Below are 17776 nucleotides of genomic sequence, written 5' to 3' on the forward strand. Positions count from 1 at the left end.
CTTTTATAGCTTATTCCTCCACTTTCTTTTGTCCGCGGGTCTGAACTTCCTGGGTCAACAGAGCGATGAACTCTTCAACAGGATAAGTGCCCAGGTCAGCCCCTTTACGAGTCCGTACTGCAATCTTACCGGCTTCAACTTCTTTATCGCCGCAGACCAGCATGAAAGGTACTCGCTTCAAAGTATGCTCGCGGATTTTAAAGCCAATCTTCTCATTTCTCAAGTCCGCTTTTGCGCGAAGGCCCGCATCATTCAATGCTTTGGCTACTTTCACCGCATAATCGGCCTGATTGTCCGTGATATTCATGACCACAGCCTGAGTCGGTGCCAACCAGGTCGGGAACAGACCGGCGTACTCTTCAGTCAGAATACCGATGAAGCGCTCGATAGAACCCAGGATGGCCCGGTGGATCATCACAGGTACATGGCGATCGTTGTTTTCGCCCACATAAGTGGCACCCAGACGACCAGGCAGGGCAAAGTCGAGCTGCACGGTACCACATTGCCACGCACGATCAAGGCAATCGTGCAGGGTAAATTCAATTTTGGGACCGTAGAACGCCCCTTCACCCGGCTGCAGATCGTACTTCAGACCGTTGAGTTCCAGCGCTTCGGCCAAGGCTTTCTCGGCACGATCCCACATCTCGTCGGAGCCGATACGCTGCTCGGGACGAGTGGAGAGCTTGACCACGATGTTCTCGAAGCCAAAGGTACCGTAGACGTCATAGACCATACGAATACAGCCGGAGACCTCTTCCATGATCTGCTCTTCGGTACAGAAGATGTGAGCGTCATCCTGAGTGAAGCCGCGCACCCGCATCAGACCGTGAAGGGAACCGGACGGCTCGTTGCGGTGGCAGGAACCAAACTCGGCCATACGCAGCGGCAGATCGCGGTAGGACTTCAGACCCTGGTTGAAGATCTGGACGTGACCCGGGCAGTTCATCGGCTTGATGGCGTACTCGCGGTTCTCGGACTGGGTAGTGAACATGGCCTGGGCGTATTTCTCCCAATGACCTGAACGCTCCCACAGAACGCGATCCATCATGAACGGACCTTTCACTTCCTGATAGTCGTACTCTTTGAGCTTGCCGCGGATAAAGGTTTCCAGCTCACGGAAGATGGTCCAGCCATCGTTGTGCCAGAACACCATACCGGGTGCTTCTTCCTGCATGTGATACAGGTCGAGCTGCTTGCCGATCTTGCGGTGATCGCGCTTGGCGGCCTCTTCCAGACGCTGCAGATAGGCCTTGAGCTGCTTCTTGTCAGCCCAGGCGGTACCGTAGATACGCTGCAGCATCTTGTTGTTGGAGTCACCGCGCCAGTAGGCGCCGGACATCTTCAGCAGCTTGAAGTGGTGGCAGTGACGCATGTTGGGCACGTGCGGGCCGCGACACATGTCGATGTACTCTTCGTGATGATAGAGACCTGGCTGGTCATCACGGGCAATGTTCTGATCCAGGATTTCGACTTTGTAAGACTCGCCGCGCGCCTCGAATACATCGCGCGCTTCTTGCCAGGAGACTTTCTTCTTGATGACGTCGTAATCCTTGGCTACCAGCGCCAGCATGCGCTCTTCCAGGGCAGCCAGATCTTCATCGGTCAGGGTACGGTCAAGATCAACGTCATAGTAGAAGCCGTTGTCGATGACAGGACCGATGGCCATCTTGGTCTGGGGCCAGAGTTGCTTGATAGCATGACCCAGCAAGTGGGCGCAGGAGTGGCGCAGGATGTCCAGACCTTCTTCGTCTTTGGCGGTGATGATGGCCAGCGAGGCATCAGCTTCGATCAGCTCGCACGCATCCACCAGTTCACCGTTTACCCGACCGGCAATGCACGCCTTGGCGAGACCGGGACCGATGTCCGCAGCCACATCCATGACGGAAACAGAGTGGGCAAATTGACGTTGGCTGCCGTCAGGCAGAGTAATGATTGGCATTATGTGTTTCCTTATACAGTGGTGACCCCTACCAAAGGTCACATGCGGGATGGAAAAGAGATTCAAAAAGGTGATGTTCTGGTTCTCCACAGCACTTTGCGAAGACGGCCTGACACGCAAACAGCGTGTCTAACGTGACAAACCAAGCCAAAACGGCTCCATGCTACCAGAAGTTGGGCGTGCTGTATCGGATTTGCAGATATTTTCTACAGTCAAATGAGTCGCCTACCGACTATTCACCAAGCAGAGATTGCCAGTTGAAGTCAAAGTCACTGCTCCCCTCCTCGGCCAGCGCCAGCTCTTGCAGCACCTGAAGCGCCAGCTTGTTGCCCTTTTGTGCCGCCTGATAGAGCCACTGTTTCGCCTGAGGCAAATCGACCCTGCCGCTGACCCCCATCAGATGAAGGACGCCGACTTTCAGCATGGCCGGGACATCACCATTGCGGGCAGCCTGATCCATCCAGTGAAAGGCTTGGCGCAGATCTCGCTTGACCCCAATACCGCGCAGATAGAGCTCTGCCAGCCGATATTGGCCGAAGGGATCCCCTGCCTGCGCCGACTGGCGATAGAGCGTGATGGCCTGATGGATATCCTGCTCGCTCCCCTGCCCCACTTCATGGCTCCAGCCCATCAAGGCTTGCGCCCGAGGTTGGCCTTGATCGGCCAGTGGCGACCAGATCCGGGTCGCCTCATCGAAATGACCGGTACGCCAGGCACGGTTGGCAGCAGCCATCTCCTGCTCGGTGGAGAGCGGAAGCAGACGCCAAATAACCAGCGCAAACAGACCGATAAACAGCCAGCGGGAAGTGGTGGGGCTCATGATGATTTCCGTGATCCAGTTCTCATTTCGTCTATGTAAACGAAATGTAGCGTTGCGATCAAGCAAGAGATCCCTACGACAACCCTTTTTGCACCCGCTCGATCAGCAGTTGTTGTCATTTATCCGGGGCACCTGCAAAATAACTGTATGTATAAACAGTATAGATGCACACCATGGCAGGACGAGGCAGCCCCCACAATATCGATCACCGTTTTAGCGGCCCCCTTGTCGAAGCGGTCGATGACGGCTGGCAATCGTCCGATTGGGATGCCGCCTTCACTTCTTCTGTGCCTGGCACCGAGGTGCGGGAGATCGATGCACGCAGTATCATCAGCTACAACAGCTCGCCGGATGTCCCCTTTGGTCGCTCCATCAACCCCTATCAGGGGTGCGAACACGGCTGCATCTACTGCTATGCCAGACCCAGTCACGCCTATCTGGAGCTCTCCCCTGGCCTTGATTTCGAGAGCAAGCTGTTTGCTAAACGCAATGCAGCCGACCTGCTGCGCCGGGAGTTTGCCAAACCGGCCTATCAACCACAGACCATCTTCATTGGCGCCAATACCGACCCCTATCAACCCATCGAGCAGCGCTATTGCCTCACCCGGCAGTTGCTGGAAGTGATGCTGGCCCACCGCCATCCGGTCGGGCTCATTACCAAGAGCGCCATGATCTTGCGCGACCTCGATCTGTTGACCGAGCTGGCCAGAGAGGGACTGTGTCAGGTGATGGTATCGGTGACGACCTTGAATGAAACCCTGCGCCGACAGCTGGAGCCCCGCGCCAGCACGGGTGCAGGCCGCTTGAAAGTGATCGAGAAGCTGGCCAACGCTGGCGTGCAGGTGGGGGTACTGGCTGCCCCCATGATCCCGCGGCTCAATGAGCCGGAGCTGGAGCAGATCATCAAATCAGCCGCCGAGGCAGGCGCCAGCTGCGCCGATTACATCCTGCTGCGGTTACCCCACGAGTTGGCGCCGCTATTTGGGGACTGGCTCGATACCCACTATCCGGGCCAGAAGGAGGCTATTTTAAATCAGTTGCGAGCCAGCCGCGGTGGCGGGCTCAACAGTACCGCCTTCGGCACCCGCATGCGCGGCGAGGGGCACTTTGCCGATCTGCTGGCCCAGCGCTTTCGCCTTATCAGCAAACGCCTTGATCTGGGCAAACGCCATATTCAGCTCAGGCTGGATGGGTTTATCCGCCCCGGGGAGCAGCTGTCGCTCTTCTAATCCCCCTGTTCACGCCCTTCACACATCAAGCACAAAGCCCTTGCTTGCCAAGAGGTTGAGAGGAAAGACTGCCGCGACACATCCTGTGGGAACCCCGCTTTTCAGCATTTTCTAACGGATTAGCTATGGCGCGACAAGATCGCGCTATCCGAAACCAGAGACGACGCCTTAGCCTGCGCGCTGATCCCGACCCTGCTGCACCATTTCAACCGGCAGCCGCGAGGGTTCATGGGCCACTTCGTGCTCATCCTCTTCATACAGCGGCACCTCTGATTCGCCCCATACCCGGCTCCACCAAATTTCCCACGTGATCCAACTGGTCATATGCAGCTCCTGACGGTGAAGGTGATGGCAACAACGCACCACTCGCCCAGCAGGATAGCGACCGGGAATGACAGGGAAATGACAGGGAAATGACAAAAAATCACTTGTAAAAAGGCAACTGGCGGTGGCGAGGAAAAGCCGAAACAGTTCACATATTCGGCGAAATCACTCTGAAAGCGGTCACAAATCTGCAGGTTGTGGATTGTAGCTCACTCTGTTCCCGCCAAAGCTGGGTTGCCCATTCAGGCATCTATAAAAACAGGGACACAATAATGAAACACACAGCGGGAATATGGGCGATCGCAGGCATGCTGATCGTCCCCTTGGCGCAAGCCGACGTCATACTGCACGCCTTCAACTGGAAGTACAGTGAAGTGACCGCCAAAGCCGACCTTATCAAGTCGGCCGGTTACAAACAGGTACTCATCTCGCCGCCTCTCAAGTCATCCGGCAACGAGTGGTGGGCTCGTTACCAGCCGCAGGATCTGCGTCTTGTCGACTCCCCTCTTGGCAACAAACAGGATCTCGAGCAGCTGATCACCGCCATGAAGGCGCGAGGTATCGCCGTCTATGCCGATGTGGTGCTCAACCACATGGCCAACGAAAGCTGGAAACGCAGCGATCTCAACTATCCCGGCAACGTGCTGCTGCAAAGCTACGCCAGCAACCCGGCCTATTTCGAGCGCCAGAAACTGTTTGGCGATCTCGGCCAAAACTTCCTCTCCGGTCAGGATTTTCATCCCGAAGGGTGCATCAGCGACTGGAGCGATCCGGGTCATGTCCAGTATTGGCGACTCTGTGGCGGTGCCGGTGACAAGGGGCTGCCGGATCTGGATCCCAATAACTGGGTGGTAAGCCAGCAGCAGGCCTATCTCAAGGCGCTCAAGGGGATGGGGATCAAGGGCTTTCGGGTCGATGCGGTCAAACACATGAGCGATTACCAGATCAATGCCGTGTTCACCCCCGAGATCAAACAGGGGATGCATGTGTTTGGCGAGGTGATCACCACAGGGGGCGCAGGCAGCACCGATTACGAGCGCTTCCTCAAACCCTACCTCGACAACAGCGGTCAGGGGGCCTATGACTTTCCGCTGTTTGCCTCCTTGCGCGGCGCGTTCAGTTACGGTGGCAGCATGAACCTGCTGGCGGATCCGGGCGCCTATGGTCAGGCGCTACCGGGCAGTCGCGCCGTCACCTTTGCCGTGACCCACGACATTCCCACCAACGACGGCTTCCGCTATCAGATCTTAAGCCAGACTGACGAGAAGCTGGCCTATGCCTACCTGCTCGGCCGCGATGGTGGCTCGCCGCTGGTCTATTCGGATCACGGCGAGACCCAGGCCAAGGATGGACTGCGCTGGCAGGATTACTACCAGCGCGCCGATCTCAAGGGAATGCTCCGCTTCCACAATGCGGTGCAGGGCCAACCCATGCAGCTGGTCGGCAGCGGTGACTGCTTCGTGTTGTTCAAACGGGGCAAACAGGGGCTGGTCGGCATCAACAAGTGCGACTATGAGCAGGAGTACTGGCTCGATACCGCCAGGTTCGAGATGAACTGGTATCGCAACTATCGTGACGTGCTCGACCAAGGGGCCGTGGTCAACGTGCAGAGCCAGTGGGTACGGGTCGCCATTCCCGCCCGCAGCGCCAGAATGTGGCTGCAGGAGTGATCCAGCCGTAAGATCAGCGGAGAGTCATAAAAAGCAGACAAATAAAAAGAGCGACCACCAGGGTCGCTCTTTTTGATCAGAGACGTTGCTCGGGTAACAGGTGACGATTACTCGTCACCCGCTTCCCCTGCATCGACTGCATCAGTGCCGGTCGCGGTATCGGTACCTTCAGATACCTCACCGTCAACGGCCAGCGCGTCGTTCTCGTCTTCGTCGCTCTCGGCGATGCGCTGCAGGCCAACCACGGTCTCGTCTTCACCGGTACGGATCAGACGGACACCGCCGGTGTTACGGCCAATGACGCTCACCTCGGCAACACGGGTACGCACCAGGGTACCGCCGTTGGTGATCAGCATGATCTGGTCGGTATCTTCGACCTGGATTGCATCGATCACCTTGCCATTACGCTCATCCACCTTGATGGAGATAACGCCCTGGGTACCACGGCTCTTGGTCGGGTACTCGGCCAACGCAGTCCGCTTGCCGTAACCGTTCTCGGTGGCGGTGAGGATGGCTCCTTCGCCGCGCGGAACGATGAGGGAAACCACCTTGTCACCGGCGCCCAGCTTGATGCCGCGTACACCGGCGGCGGTACGACCCATCGGACGCACGCCCTTGAAGGTACCCTTGCTTTCGGTGCCTTCGCCGTTGTCGCTGCCATCATCGTCATTGCCGGCATCGTCGTCGGTTTCAACGTCATCGCTGACATCGGCATCGGCGCGACCGCTGCCTTCGGCGAAGCGAACGACTTTGCCCGCGTCGGAGAAGAGCATGATCTCGTTGCTGCCATCGGTGATATCCACCCCGATCAGCTCATCACCCTCTTTAAGGTTGATGGCACGAATACCGGAGGAGAGCGGACGGCTGAAGTCAGAGAGGCTGGTCTTCTTCACGGTACCGTTGGCGGTGGCAAAGAACACATACTTCTCGGCATCATACTCCTTCACCGGCAGGATAGCGGTGATACGCTCACCCTCTTCCAGCGGCAGCAGGTTGATGATCGGACGACCACGGGCGCCACGGGACGCTTCCGGCAGCTGATAGACCTTGAGCCAGTAGACCTTGCCACGGGTGGAGAAGCACAGAATGGTGTCGTGGGTGTTGGCCACCAGCAGACGCTCCACAAAGTCCTCTTCCTTGATCCGGGTGGCCGACTTGCCACGACCACCGCGGCGCTGGGCCTCGTAGTCGGAGAGCGGCTGATACTTCACATAGCCCTGGTGAGACAGGGTAACCACCACGTCTTCCGGGGTGATCAGATCTTCGATGTTGATCTCGGCACTGGACATGCTGATCTCGGTGCGACGCTCGTCGCCATACTGCTCACGCACGGCCAGCAGTTCATCGCGGATCACTTCCATCAGACGAGCCGGGCTCGCCAGGATGTGCAGCAGCTCGGCGATCAGATCCAGCAGAGATTGGTACTCTTCCAGGATCTTCTCGTGCTCGAGGCCGGTCAGCTTGTGCAGACGCAGGTCAAGGATGGCCTGGGCTTGCTGTTCAGTCAGGAAGTATTGACCTTCACGGATACCAAACTCAGGCTCCAGCCACTCTGGCCGTGCCGCGTCGTCGCCCGCTTTTTCCAGCATAGCGGCCACGTTGCCGAGTTCCCAGCCCTTGGCAACCAGGCCCGCTTTCGCGTCGGCCGGGGTCGCGCTGTGGCGGATCAGCTCGATGATGGGATCAATGTTGGCCAGCGCAACCGCCAGACCTTCCAAAATGTGCGCCCGATCCCGCGCCTTGCGCAGTTCGAACACGGTCCGGCGAGTCACCACTTCACGGCGGTGCAGCAGGAACGCATCCAGGATCTCTTTAAGGTTCATCACCTTGGGCTGGTTGTTATCGAGCGCCACCATGTTGATGCCGAACGTGGTCTGCATCTGGGTGTGCTTGTAGAGATTGTTCAGCACAATCTCGCCGGACTCGCCGCGCTTGATCTCGATAACGATGCGCATGCCGTCTTTGTCAGACTCATCGCGCAGGGCACTGATGCCCTCGATCTTCTTCTCTTTGACCAGCTCGGCGATCTTCTCGATCAGTCGAGCCTTGTTCACCTGATAGGGGATCTCGTGAACGATGATGGTCTCGCGACTGGTCTTCTCGTCCACTTCCACTTCAGCTTTGGCCCGCACATAGATGGAGCCACGACCGGTACGGTACGCCTGCACGATGCCGGAACGACCGTTGATAATGCCGCCGGTGGGGAAATCCGGGCCGGTGATGTAGGTCATCAGCTCGTCAATGGTGAGGTCGCCGTTTTCGATCAGCGCCAGGCAGCCATTGACAATCTCGGTGAGGTTGTGAGGCGGAATGTTGGTCGCCATGCCCACCGCGATACCGGAGGAGCCGTTGACCAGCAGGTTGGGAACCTTGGTAGGCATGACCGCCGGGATCATCTCGGTGCCGTCATAGTTCGGCACCCAGTCCACGGTCTCTTTGTCCAGATCAGCCAGCAGCTCGTGGGAGATGCGGGCCATCCGCACTTCGGTATAACGCATCGCCGCGGCGCTGTCGCCGTCGACTGAACCGAAGTTGCCCTGACCATCGACCAGCATGTAACGCATGGAGAAATCCTGCGCCATCCGGACAATGGTGTCATACACAGCGCTATCGCCGTGTGGGTGATATTTACCGATTACGTCACCGACCACACGGGCCGATTTTTTATAGGGCTTGTTCCAGTCGTTCCCCAACTCGTTCATAGCAAACAGAACGCGGCGGTGAACCGGTTTCAAGCCATCACGCACATCCGGCAGAGCTCGTCCTACGATCACGCTCATGGCGTAATCAAGATAGGAACTCTTGAGCTCTTCTTCGATGTTGACCGGCGTGATCTCTCTGGCCAGATCGCTCATAGAAAGCCTTATCCCTAATTAGTTGTTCTTTGGCTTAAACAGCGCGACATGGTAACACACTGAGCCAAATACCTTAAGCCACAAATCGGGTATCAGATCGGGCTGGTGTGACAAAGTCCGTCCGTTATAATGCCCGCCAGGACAATAGATTGCGCCCATGACTCAGAAGCGGGCGCCCTGCCACAGGATCTTCGAAAAATGAACAGTGATGCCAATGTCGATCTGACAGAAATCGCCAAGTTTGAAGCCATCGCCTCCCGCTGGTGGGACATGGAAGGTGAATTCAAACCCCTGCATCAAATCAATCCGGTACGCCTTGACTGGATCACCGACAAAAGTGGCGGTCTGTTTGGCAAGCGCATTCTCGATATCGGATGTGGTGGCGGCATCCTCTCCGAGAGCATGGCCCGCCGTGGTGCCAGGGTCACCGGCATCGACATGGGCAAGGAGCCCCTCGGCGTCGCCCGCCTCCACGCTCTGGAGCAGGGTGTCGAGCTCGAGTACCGCCAGATCACTGCCGAAGCCCATGCCGCCGAAGTACCGGGCCAGTATGACGTGGTCACCTGCATGGAGATGCTGGAGCATGTGCCGGACCCCGCCTCCGTGCTGCGCGCCATCGCTACCATGGTGCGCCCGGGCGGCCGGGTGTTCGTCTCCACCATCAACCGCAACCCCAAATCCTATCTGATGATGATCATCGGGGCCGAATACCTGATGAAGATGGTGCCCAAGGGTACCCACGATCACAAAAAATTCATCACCCCGGCCGAACTGTGTCGCATGGGTGAAGCAGCTGGCCTGCTGGTGCGGGATATGAGCGGGGTGCACTATGCACCGCTCTCCAACAGTTTCAAGCTCGGCAAAAATGTCGACGTCAACTATATGGTGGAGTTTGTCCGCCCGGAGCACGGCTGATGAGCTCCTCTCACCTGCTGCCTCTTCGTTGCGTGCTGTTCGATCTGGATGGCACCCTGCTCGACACAGCCCCGGATCTGGGGGCCGCCGTCAACCACGTGCTAATAAGCGAAGGCTTTGCGCCGCTCTCTGACGATATTATTCGTCAGACCACCTCCCACGGAGCTCTCGGGCTGCTGAAAGCGGGCCTCGGCGACGAACTGCTTGAAGAGCTGGGGGCCACGCGCCTGCGCAATGCCCTGCTCGACTACTACGCGGCCAATCTCTGCGTCGGTACCCGCCCCTATGAGGGAATGGTGGATCTTATCGAGTGGCTCGACGAGAAACAGCTCCCCTGGGGCATCGTCACCAACAAGCCGGGCTTTCTCACCGAGCCGCTGCTGGCGGCCCTGCCACAGCTTGCCAGCTGCGGCGTCACCGTCAGCGCCGACACCCTGCCGGTACGCAAGCCCGACCCCGCCCCCATGTTCTTTGCATGCGAGAAGCTGGGGGTCGAGGCGGCTCACTGCCTCTATGTGGGGGATCATGTGCGGGATATCGAAGCGGGCCGCAACGCCGGCATGCGCACTGCGGTCGCTGGCTGGGGCTATCTCAATGATGAGGAAGATCCCGCACAATGGGGCGCCGATCTGCACTTTGATACCGTGCAGGCCCTGCACCACTGGCTGCGCTACGAGTTGACGGCCAAGGTGTAACGCACAGCCTTACCGGCTGACATGCGATAACGGGGCGAAGAGACTCTTCGCCCCTTGCATCTCTTCCTTTACGCTCCCGCGTCCTGCGCCACCATCACGCCTCTATTCATTGATAATAAAGGCAGCTTTCTGCCTGTTGGATACCCATTTGACAAGCTCGCAGCCGTCACAAAGCGGCCACAAACCACCGTCATCTGATGCAAAGCCCTTGCCACGCTGAGCCCGCGGCTGCGACAACTGGACAGCTTTTGACCCTTGTTGCATAAGGGATAATCAGCCGCCGTTTGCTAGTAAAAAGCCCCCCGTTTCGCAAGCAAAAAAAGTTATTTAAATTTTCCATCTTCGATCGGGAGACTTGCTTTTAGCGGAGCGGACGAATGAAAACCCGCTCACTGTGAGCGGTCACTAACTGATGGGGCAAGACTCACAATTTATCCACAGCTCGTCACTTATCCACACATTGCAATGGCGGGCTGACCTCACTATCTTGTAGCTCGAACTTAAAATAACACTACATCTTGTGATTCATCGCACAATCTCTACCCAACTCCCGCACACCGCCGGGGCCCGGGTGGCGCCATTGTGCGATGGTTTTTCGGGAATCAACTGAAGGTCATCAGCCAATGAACTTGTTTGTGACGAAGCGTAACGGACACAAAGAACCCATCGATCTGGATAAAATTCACCGCGTGCTGGACTGGGCCGCCGAAGGACTCGACAACGTGTCGGTCTCCCAGGTAGAGCTCAAATCCCATATCCAGTTCTATGACGGTATCCGTACCGCTGACATTCACGAAACCATCATCAAGGCAACGGCTGACCTCATCTCCGAGCAGACCCCGGACTACCAGTACATGGCAGCCCGTCTGGCCATCTTCCACCTGCGCAAGAAGGCCTACGGCCAGTTCGAACCGCCCCACCTCTACCAGCACGTGGCTCGTCTGGTGGACATGGGCAAGTACGACAAGCACCTGCTGGAAGACTACACCCAGGCCGAATTCGAAGAGCTGAACACCCATCTGGATCACTGGCGCGACATGGATTTCTCCTACGCGGCAGTCAAACAGCTGGAAGGCAAATATCTGGTCCAAAACCGCGTTACCGGCGAGATCTACGAGAGCCCGCAGTTCCTCTATATGCTGGTTGCGGCCTGCCTCTTCTCCAAGTATCCGAAAGATACCCGTCTGGACTACATCAAGCGCTTCTATGATGCGGTCTCGACCTTCAAGATCTCCCTGCCGACCCCGATCATGAGCGGCGTGCGTACACCGACCCGTCAGTTCAGCTCCTGCGTACTGATCGAATGCGACGACAGCCTGGACTCCATCAACGCTACCGCCAGCTCCATCGTGCGTTATGTCTCCCAGCGCGCCGGTATCGGTATCAACGCCGGTCGCATCCGCGGTCTGGGCAGCCCCATCCGTGGTGGCGAAGCGTTCCACACCGGTTGCATCCCCTTCTACAAATACTTCCAGACTGCCGTGAAGTGCTGCTCCCAGGGCGGCGTGCGCGGCGGTGCGGCCACCCTGTTCTACCCGCTGTGGCACACCGAAGTGGAAAGCCTGCTGGTGCTGAAGAACAACCGCGGCGTGGAAGAGAACCGTGTTCGTCACATGGACTACGGCGTGCAGATCAACAAGCTGATGTACCAGCGCCTCATCAAGGGCGGTGACATCACCCTGTTCTCCCCGTCCGATGCGCCGGGTCTGTACGACGCCTTCTTCGCCGATCAGGACAAGTTCGAAGAGCTCTACGTCAAGTACGAGCAGGATCCGGCCATTCGCAAGAAGACTCTGAAAGCGGTAGACCTCTTCTCCTTGATGATGCAAGAGCGTGCCGGTACCGGTCGCATCTACATCCAGAACGTGGATCACTGCAACACCCACAGCCCGTTCGACCCGAGCGTGGCGCCGGTACGCCAGTCCAACCTCTGCCTCGAGATTGCGCTGCCGACCAAGCCGCTCAACAATATCGACGACGAGAGTGGCGAGATCGCCCTGTGCACCCTCTCCGCCTTCAACCTCGGTGCCATCGAGAAGCTGGAAGATCTGGAAGAGATGGCCGATCTGGCCGTGCGTGCCCTCGACGCCCTGCTCGACTATCAGGACTACCCGATTGCCGCCGCCAAGAAGGGCAGCATGGGTCGTCGCACCCTGGGGATCGGCGTCATCAACTACGCCTACTACCTGGCCAAAAACGGTGCCCGTTACTCCGACGGCTCTGGTTTGGCGCTGACTCACCGTACCTTCGAGGCCATTCAGTACTACCTGCTGAAAGCCTCCGTGCAGCTGGCCCGCGAGTTCGGCCCCTGCCCGCTGTTTGGCGAGACCACCTACGCGCAAGGTATCCTGCCCATCGACACCTACAAGAAGGATCTGGATGCGCTGTGCAACGAACCGCTGCATCTGGATTGGGAAAGTCTGCGTGAAGAGATCAAGTCCGTGGGCTTGCGCAACTCAACCCTGACCGCCCTGATGCCGAGCGAAACCTCCAGCCAGATCTCCAACGCCACCAACGGCATCGAGCCGCCACGCGGTCTGGTGTCGGTCAAAGCCTCCAAAGACGGCATTCTCAAACAGGTGGTGCCCGAGTATGATCGCCTGAAAGATCAATACGAATTGCTCTGGAAGCAACCGAGCGTTGACGGCTACCTGCAGCTGGTCGGTATCATGCAGAAGTTTGTGGATCAGGCGATCTCCGCCAACACCAACTACGACCCTGCACGTTTCGAAGGCAACAAGGTCCCGATGAAACAGCTGCTCAAGGACTTGCTAACCGCCTACAAATACGGCCTCAAGACCCTGTACTATCACAACACCCGTGATGGTGCAGACGATGCCCAGACCGATCTGCAAGATGACGGTTGTGCAGGCGGGGCTTGCAAAATCTAAGTCACGACAAGAACTGATAACCGGGCGGGAGCATGAAGCTCCCGCTCTCCTGTTTTCTCTATTCACATATTCTGGTAACCATGGCCTATTCAACTTTCTGCCAAACCCAAAACGACCAGCTCAAAGAGCCGATGTTTTTTGGCCAATCGGTCAACGTAGCCCGTTATGATCAACAAAAGCACGAAGTGTTCGAGCGGCTGATCGAGAAGCAGCTCTCCTTCTTCTGGCGCCCGGAAGAGGTGGATGTCTCCCGTGACCGCATCGACTATCAGGCCCTGCCGCCTCACGAGCAGCACATCTTCATCTCCAACCTGAAGTACCAGACTCTGCTGGACTCCATTCAGGGCCGCAGCCCCAACGTGGCCCTGCTGCCGCTGGTCTCCATTCCGGAGCTGGAAACCTGGATTGAGACCTGGGCCTTCTCCGAGACCATCCACTCTCGCTCCTACACCCACATCATCCGCAATATCGTCAACACCCCCGCCCAGGTGTTCGACGACATCGTGACCAATGAGCAGATCTTGAAGCGCGCTGGCTCCATCAGCCACTTCTACGACGACCTGATCGAAGCGACCGCCCTCTACAACCTGCACGGTGAAGGGACCCACACCGTCGCGGGCCGCGAAGTGACCATCACCTTGCGCGAGCTCAAGAAGAAGCTCTATCTGTGCCTGATGAGCGTCAACGCGCTGGAGGCAATTCGCTTCTACGTCAGCTTCGCCTGCTCCTTTGCCTTCGCCGAGCGTGAACTGATGGAAGGCAACGCCAAGATCATCAAGATGATCGCCCGCGACGAAGCGCTGCACCTCACCGGCACCCAACACATGCTGAACCTGATGCGCACCGGCCAGGATGACCCGGAGATGGCCGAGATCGCTGCCGAGTGCGAACAGGCCTGCTTCGAGATCTTCAAGGAAGCGGCCATTCAGGAGAAAGAGTGGGCCGAGTACCTGTTCCAGGACGGCTCCATGATCGGCCTGAACAAGGACATCCTCTGCCAGTACGTGGAGTACATCACCAACCTGCGCATGAGTGCGGTCGGCCTGCAGCCAGCCTTTGCCGGCACCAAGCAGAATCCGATCCCCTGGATCAACACCTGGCTGTCATCCGACAACGTACAGGTCGCCCCGCAAGAGGTAGAGGTCAGCTCCTATCTGGTCGGCCAGATCGACAGCGAAGTCAATGCCGACGACCTGGGTGATTTCGAGCTGTGAGTGACGCAACCAACACGCTGACCCCTGCCCCGCACGCACCTGCCGAACAGCATGCGGTCGTGGCACCACGGGTGCATACCCGGGATGGTGCCGTGCTGCACGCCCATCCCGGCGAAAGCGTGTTGGAGACCCTGGAGCGCCATGGTCATCATGTGGAGTTCCAGTGTCGCAGCGGCTATTGCGGCGCCTGCCGCACTCCGCTGATAGCTGGCAAAGTACACTATCCTGCGGTGCCGCTGGCATTCGTCGCCCAAGGGGAGTGCCTCCCCTGCTGTTGCAAACCGGTCGGCGCCATCCGGCTGGATATCCAGAAGAGCTGACGCAGCCACCAGCTGTAACTCACACAAAATAGAAAGCCGCCGGAGCAATCCGGCGGCTTTTTTGTCTCTTCATCTTTGCTCGGGCGCTCGATAACAGACGCCCAACCCATCAGAGGATTACAACCAGGGGGCGGCAGTCGGCCCGTGGTGCAGGCCCAGCTTCCAGACCCGGCCAAAGTGCTTGTAGTGACCGGCTGCAACGCCAGCCTTCTCGCCCATGCCGTGGTAGAGGTCAAGGTGTCCCTTCTTCACCGCCCCGCCCACATCCAGCGCAATCAACAGCCGCAGCTGGTGCTTGCCGGTCCAGTTGCCCTCTCTGTCGAGCAAGGGAACTTCAGCAAGGATCGGGGTCCCCATCGGCAGCAAGGTCTTGTCGGCGGCAACGGCCGCCAGCGGCAGCAGCGGGATACCGGCGGCGCCGATCACATCATTGGTGGGTCGACGCTCGAAGAAGACATAGGAGGGGTTCTGCTCCACCAGCTCCTTGACGCTCTCCTCCGGCTGTCGGTTGGCCCACTCCTTGATGGCCTTCATCGACATTTGCTCTTTGGGCACTTCACCGCGGTCGATCAGTACCCGGCCGATACTGACGTAACCGTGGCCGTTCTTGCCGCTATAGCCCAGATATTGCAGCCGATCGTCATCCCCGTAGTGGACAAAGCCCGAGCCCTGCACATCCATCAGGAAGTTGTCGATAAGGGATTTGCTGTAACCCAGCTCCAGCCCGCGGTTGGCCAGGGCCCCCTGATGGATCTCGGCCCGGGTCGGACAACGACCGCCACATTTAGGCATGGCATAGATGGGGTATTTGTACTTGGCATCCGGGCGGTGGCGCACTTCCAGCACCGGCGAGTAGTAACCGGTAAAGAGCACGTTACCCATGCGATCGGCGCCGCCCAGCTGAGCCAGGCTGATACCGTAACGGGTGATGTCGGCAGGATTGCCGCCACCCGCCACCCAGCGGGAGAGCTGATGATAGAGCTCGCCATAACGGCGGGTCATCTTGCCGGAGCGCTCCAATACCAGTCTGCTTTGCGGGCCAAACTTGCTGTAATCGGCACGCGCACGGCTATTGACCCGCTCCACCCTCACCAGATCCTCTGGCAAGGTCCCGTCCAGATACTGCTTGCCCAGATTTTCCGGCACCTCGCAGTTAAGAAAGCATCTGTTGTCGGTCTGTTTTTTGGGCACTTCTGCTTTGTCAGAATTGCCCGCACAACCGGCCAGTCCCAGCACTGCGGCGGTCAGCCAGTACGCGTGTTTGTTCATATGTCCTCATATAACGCCAAGAGCCATGCTCGGCGGGGAAGATGCCAAATTTGCAGGGGGAAAGCAAACGACATCAATCACTTGAAGCAGGATTTCTCCAAAGGGGATCCGCTGGGTTATAACAAGGTGACAGGATGTGCGAGGTGATGGATGGAACAGCTCGAAATATTCCCGCTGCAGAGCCCCTGCATCGGGGTCTGCGAAGTGAACAACAAAGGCTACTGCAAGGGGTGCCTGCGCAATCGCGAGGAGCGTTTCAACTGGCTCACCATGACCCCTGCCCAGCAACAAGAGGTGATGCGCCTGTGCCGGGATCGCAAACGCCGGGTCGAGGCTGCGCGGCGCAAGGCTCATGAAGGCGCGCTCAATGAACCGCAAGCACAACCCGGCTGGGATTTTTAAACGTCTCCCATAGGCCACCCTACTCCCCGATACCCACCCCCGCGATCCGGGCCAGTTCGCTAAACGCCACAAACAGATGATAAAACGTGCTGGCTGGCGCACGAGAGGTCAGCGGCTTTCCCTCGCTATCCACTTGATCAATCCACTGTCCGGGCTTCGCGGGCAACAAGTAGTAGTGGAAGATCCGCGCAACCACCTCGCAGATCTGACAGGCGGTAGCCTCATCCCCCTGTTGTTCATAAGCCGCCAGGAGCGCTTTCAAATGTTCGGTCTGGCACCAGAGCCGGCTGGTATCGCGATAGATTTGCCCATCATCGGTCAGCTCATCGATCACCAGCCCGGTTTGCCCGTGCCCGTGGCGGATGGCAAAGCGGGTCAATATCCCGATTGCCTCGTCAATCTCGGTGCTGGTTGGCTGGATTTCCCAGCTGCTGGCAAGAGTCCGGTAGCGTGCCAGCAGCCAGCACCACTCGTAGTGATGACCGGGGTCGATGAGACGGGAGTCGGCATGACGCGCCAGCAGCGCATCGTCGAAAAACTCGCGCAGTAACCCGGGTTCCAGAAAACGCTGACGAAACAGCCGATACAGCGCGGTTGCCCGCTGCTGCCATATCACATCATCAAAGCTGTCTGCCGCTACTAGCAGCGCCTCGAACAGATGCATATGGGGATTTTGGCTGCGCAGTGGGCCAGATGGCCAACTGTAGTGGAATCCACCGTGCAGCGGGTCCAAAAAGAGTTGCTCAATGGCCTGATAGCGCGACTCGGCCTGTTGTTGCCAGCGTGGATCGCCACTCAGACGATAGAGCCAACACTCAGCCAGCAGGGCAAACGCGTATTCATAGCTGCAGACTGATGCGTCAGCAATCGAACCATCCCGATTAATGGAGAAAACGCTATGCCCCGCCCCATCGTCAAAATGACCCATACCGACCAAAGCAGAACGCTCGGCAAGGGTGCGCCCGTCGTACCACCCCAGCAGGGTGGCGTGGCTGAACACATAGATCTGGCGGCTCTGTACCCGAAAACGGGTCGGCTGCCACAAAGGCTGGCCAGCACTATCCAATCCCTCGGCAAACAGACCACGCTCGGGGTCAACCCCCTGCGCGCCCCAAAGGGGCAGCGCCTCGGAGACCAGCCAGCGATGGCAACGCTGTGCGGCCTCAGTCACCTCGATATGCATAAATTACCTCTCGCAACGGCGATAAAAAGGGAGAGCCAGGCTCTCCCATT

At 58.1% G+C, this 17776-nt stretch carries 14 protein-coding genes; 8 read left to right on the plus strand and 6 right to left on the minus strand.

The annotated features are described in order from the left end of the window. Nucleotides 1-10: 10 nt before the first annotated feature. Both thrS and AB5Y83_RS13000 read right to left on the minus strand, forming a co-directional pair. A complete protein-coding gene (gene thrS / locus AB5Y83_RS12995) occupies nucleotides 11-1939 on the minus strand; it encodes a threonine--tRNA ligase (protein ID WP_064336042.1) in 1929 nt (642 codons plus the stop codon). Nucleotides 1940-2171: 232 nt separating this feature from the next. Beyond that, nucleotides 2172-2759, minus strand: coding sequence for a tetratricopeptide repeat protein (locus AB5Y83_RS13000; RefSeq protein ID WP_279487648.1), 588 nt, complete (start codon nucleotides 2757-2759; stop codon nucleotides 2172-2174). 173 nt (nucleotides 2760-2932) lie between these two features. On the opposite strand from AB5Y83_RS13000, the gene AB5Y83_RS13005 reads away from it, so the two are divergent. After that, on the plus strand, nucleotides 2933-3988 hold the full coding sequence (locus tag AB5Y83_RS13005; protein ID WP_236398513.1) for a PA0069 family radical SAM protein: 1056 nt from the start codon (nucleotides 2933-2935) through the stop codon (nucleotides 3986-3988). Between the two features lie 168 nt (nucleotides 3989-4156). Here the strand turns inward: AB5Y83_RS13005 and AB5Y83_RS13010 are convergent, their stop codons facing one another. Further along, nucleotides 4157-4312, minus strand: coding sequence for a hypothetical protein (locus tag AB5Y83_RS13010; RefSeq protein WP_005345370.1), 156 nt, complete (start codon nucleotides 4310-4312; stop codon nucleotides 4157-4159). A gap of 272 nt (nucleotides 4313-4584) precedes the next feature. Between AB5Y83_RS13010 and AB5Y83_RS13015 the strand changes: the two genes are divergently transcribed. After that, nucleotides 4585-5982, plus strand: a complete 1398-nt coding sequence (locus AB5Y83_RS13015) for an alpha-amylase family protein (RefSeq protein ID WP_323905461.1) — start codon at nucleotides 4585-4587, stop codon at nucleotides 5980-5982. Nucleotides 5983-6089: 107 nt separating this feature from the next. On the opposite strand, the gene gyrA is transcribed toward AB5Y83_RS13015, so the two are convergent. Continuing rightward, entirely contained in the window at nucleotides 6090-8837 is a 2748-nt protein-coding gene (gene gyrA, locus AB5Y83_RS13020; protein WP_005352118.1) for a DNA topoisomerase (ATP-hydrolyzing) subunit A, read from the minus strand. Between the two features lie 198 nt (nucleotides 8838-9035). On the opposite strand from gyrA, the gene ubiG reads away from it, so the two are divergent. The 5 genes from ubiG to yfaE all read left to right on the plus strand — a co-directional run bounded on the left by ubiG (nucleotide 9036) and on the right by yfaE (nucleotide 14872). Next, entirely contained in the window at nucleotides 9036-9752 is a 717-nt protein-coding gene (gene ubiG / locus AB5Y83_RS13025) for a bifunctional 2-polyprenyl-6-hydroxyphenol methylase/3-demethylubiquinol 3-O-methyltransferase UbiG (RefSeq protein WP_159163551.1), read from the plus strand. Beyond that, entirely contained in the window at nucleotides 9752-10447 is a 696-nt protein-coding gene (locus AB5Y83_RS13030) for an HAD-IA family hydrolase (RefSeq protein WP_319888817.1), read from the plus strand. The genes ubiG and AB5Y83_RS13030 overlap by 1 nt, the downstream gene beginning before the upstream one ends. Before the next feature lie 623 nt (nucleotides 10448-11070). After that, nucleotides 11071-13338 carry a class 1a ribonucleoside-diphosphate reductase subunit alpha gene (nrdA, locus tag AB5Y83_RS13035; RefSeq protein WP_019838757.1) on the plus strand — a complete coding sequence of 756 codons (2268 nt, stop codon included), beginning with the start codon at nucleotides 11071-11073 and terminating at the stop codon, nucleotides 13336-13338. An 80-nt stretch (nucleotides 13339-13418) separates the two neighbouring features. Beyond that, nucleotides 13419-14552: a class Ia ribonucleoside-diphosphate reductase subunit beta gene (nrdB, locus tag AB5Y83_RS13040; protein WP_005336708.1), complete on the plus strand. Its 1134-nt coding sequence runs from the start codon at nucleotides 13419-13421 to the stop codon at nucleotides 14550-14552. After that, nucleotides 14549-14872, plus strand: a complete 324-nt coding sequence (gene yfaE / locus AB5Y83_RS13045; protein WP_201902747.1) for a class I ribonucleotide reductase maintenance protein YfaE — start codon at nucleotides 14549-14551, stop codon at nucleotides 14870-14872. Before nrdB ends, yfaE begins: the two co-directional genes overlap by 4 nt. A gap of 117 nt (nucleotides 14873-14989) precedes the next feature. Here yfaE and mltA read toward each other — a convergent pair whose 3' ends face one another. Further along, complete coding sequence (mltA, locus tag AB5Y83_RS13050) at nucleotides 14990-16141, minus strand: murein transglycosylase A (protein ID WP_323875408.1); 1152 nt, start codon at nucleotides 16139-16141, stop codon at nucleotides 14990-14992. 150 nt (nucleotides 16142-16291) lie between these two features. Between mltA and AB5Y83_RS13055 the strand changes: the two genes are divergently transcribed. After that, nucleotides 16292-16543: a DUF1289 domain-containing protein gene (locus tag AB5Y83_RS13055; protein WP_323890088.1), complete on the plus strand. Its 252-nt coding sequence runs from the start codon at nucleotides 16292-16294 to the stop codon at nucleotides 16541-16543. 19 nt (nucleotides 16544-16562) lie between these two features. Here the strand turns inward: AB5Y83_RS13055 and AB5Y83_RS13060 are convergent, their stop codons facing one another. Then, on the minus strand, nucleotides 16563-17726 hold the full coding sequence (locus AB5Y83_RS13060) for an AGE family epimerase/isomerase (RefSeq protein ID WP_368175291.1): 1164 nt from the start codon (nucleotides 17724-17726) through the stop codon (nucleotides 16563-16565). Between the last annotated feature and the right edge of the window lie 50 nt (nucleotides 17727-17776).

It is taken from the genome of Aeromonas sp. R5-4 (assembly GCF_040908215.1).
GTDB lineage: Bacteria > Pseudomonadota > Gammaproteobacteria > Enterobacterales > Aeromonadaceae > Aeromonas > Aeromonas veronii.

Bases quoted from the DNA above. Each gene is read 5' to 3' on its own strand.
- gyrA (WP_005352118.1), bottom strand. From the start codon at position 8,837: ATGAGCGATCTGGCCAGAGAGATCACGCCGGTCAACATCGAAGAAGAG.
- AB5Y83_RS13060 (WP_368175291.1), bottom strand. From the start codon at position 17,726: ATGCATATCGAGGTGACTGAGGCCGCACAGCGTTGCCATCGCTGGCTG.
- AB5Y83_RS13055 (WP_323890088.1), top strand. From the start codon at position 16,292: ATGGAACAGCTCGAAATATTCCCGCTGCAGAGCCCCTGCATCGGGGTC.
- mltA (WP_323875408.1), bottom strand. From the start codon at position 16,141: ATGAACAAACACGCGTACTGGCTGACCGCCGCAGTGCTGGGACTGGCC.
- AB5Y83_RS13030 (WP_319888817.1), top strand. From the start codon at position 9,752: ATGAGCTCCTCTCACCTGCTGCCTCTTCGTTGCGTGCTGTTCGATCTG.
- nrdB (WP_005336708.1), top strand. From the start codon at position 13,419: ATGGCCTATTCAACTTTCTGCCAAACCCAAAACGACCAGCTCAAAGAG.
- AB5Y83_RS13015 (WP_323905461.1), top strand. From the start codon at position 4,585: ATGAAACACACAGCGGGAATATGGGCGATCGCAGGCATGCTGATCGTC.
- nrdA (WP_019838757.1), top strand. From the start codon at position 11,071: ATGAACTTGTTTGTGACGAAGCGTAACGGACACAAAGAACCCATCGAT.
- AB5Y83_RS13000 (WP_279487648.1), bottom strand. From the start codon at position 2,759: ATGAGCCCCACCACTTCCCGCTGGCTGTTTATCGGTCTGTTTGCGCTG.
- thrS (WP_064336042.1), bottom strand. From the start codon at position 1,939: ATGCCAATCATTACTCTGCCTGACGGCAGCCAACGTCAATTTGCCCAC.
- ubiG (WP_159163551.1), top strand. From the start codon at position 9,036: ATGAACAGTGATGCCAATGTCGATCTGACAGAAATCGCCAAGTTTGAA.
- AB5Y83_RS13005 (WP_236398513.1), top strand. From the start codon at position 2,933: ATGGCAGGACGAGGCAGCCCCCACAATATCGATCACCGTTTTAGCGGC.
- AB5Y83_RS13010 (WP_005345370.1), bottom strand. From the start codon at position 4,312: ATGACCAGTTGGATCACGTGGGAAATTTGGTGGAGCCGGGTATGGGGC.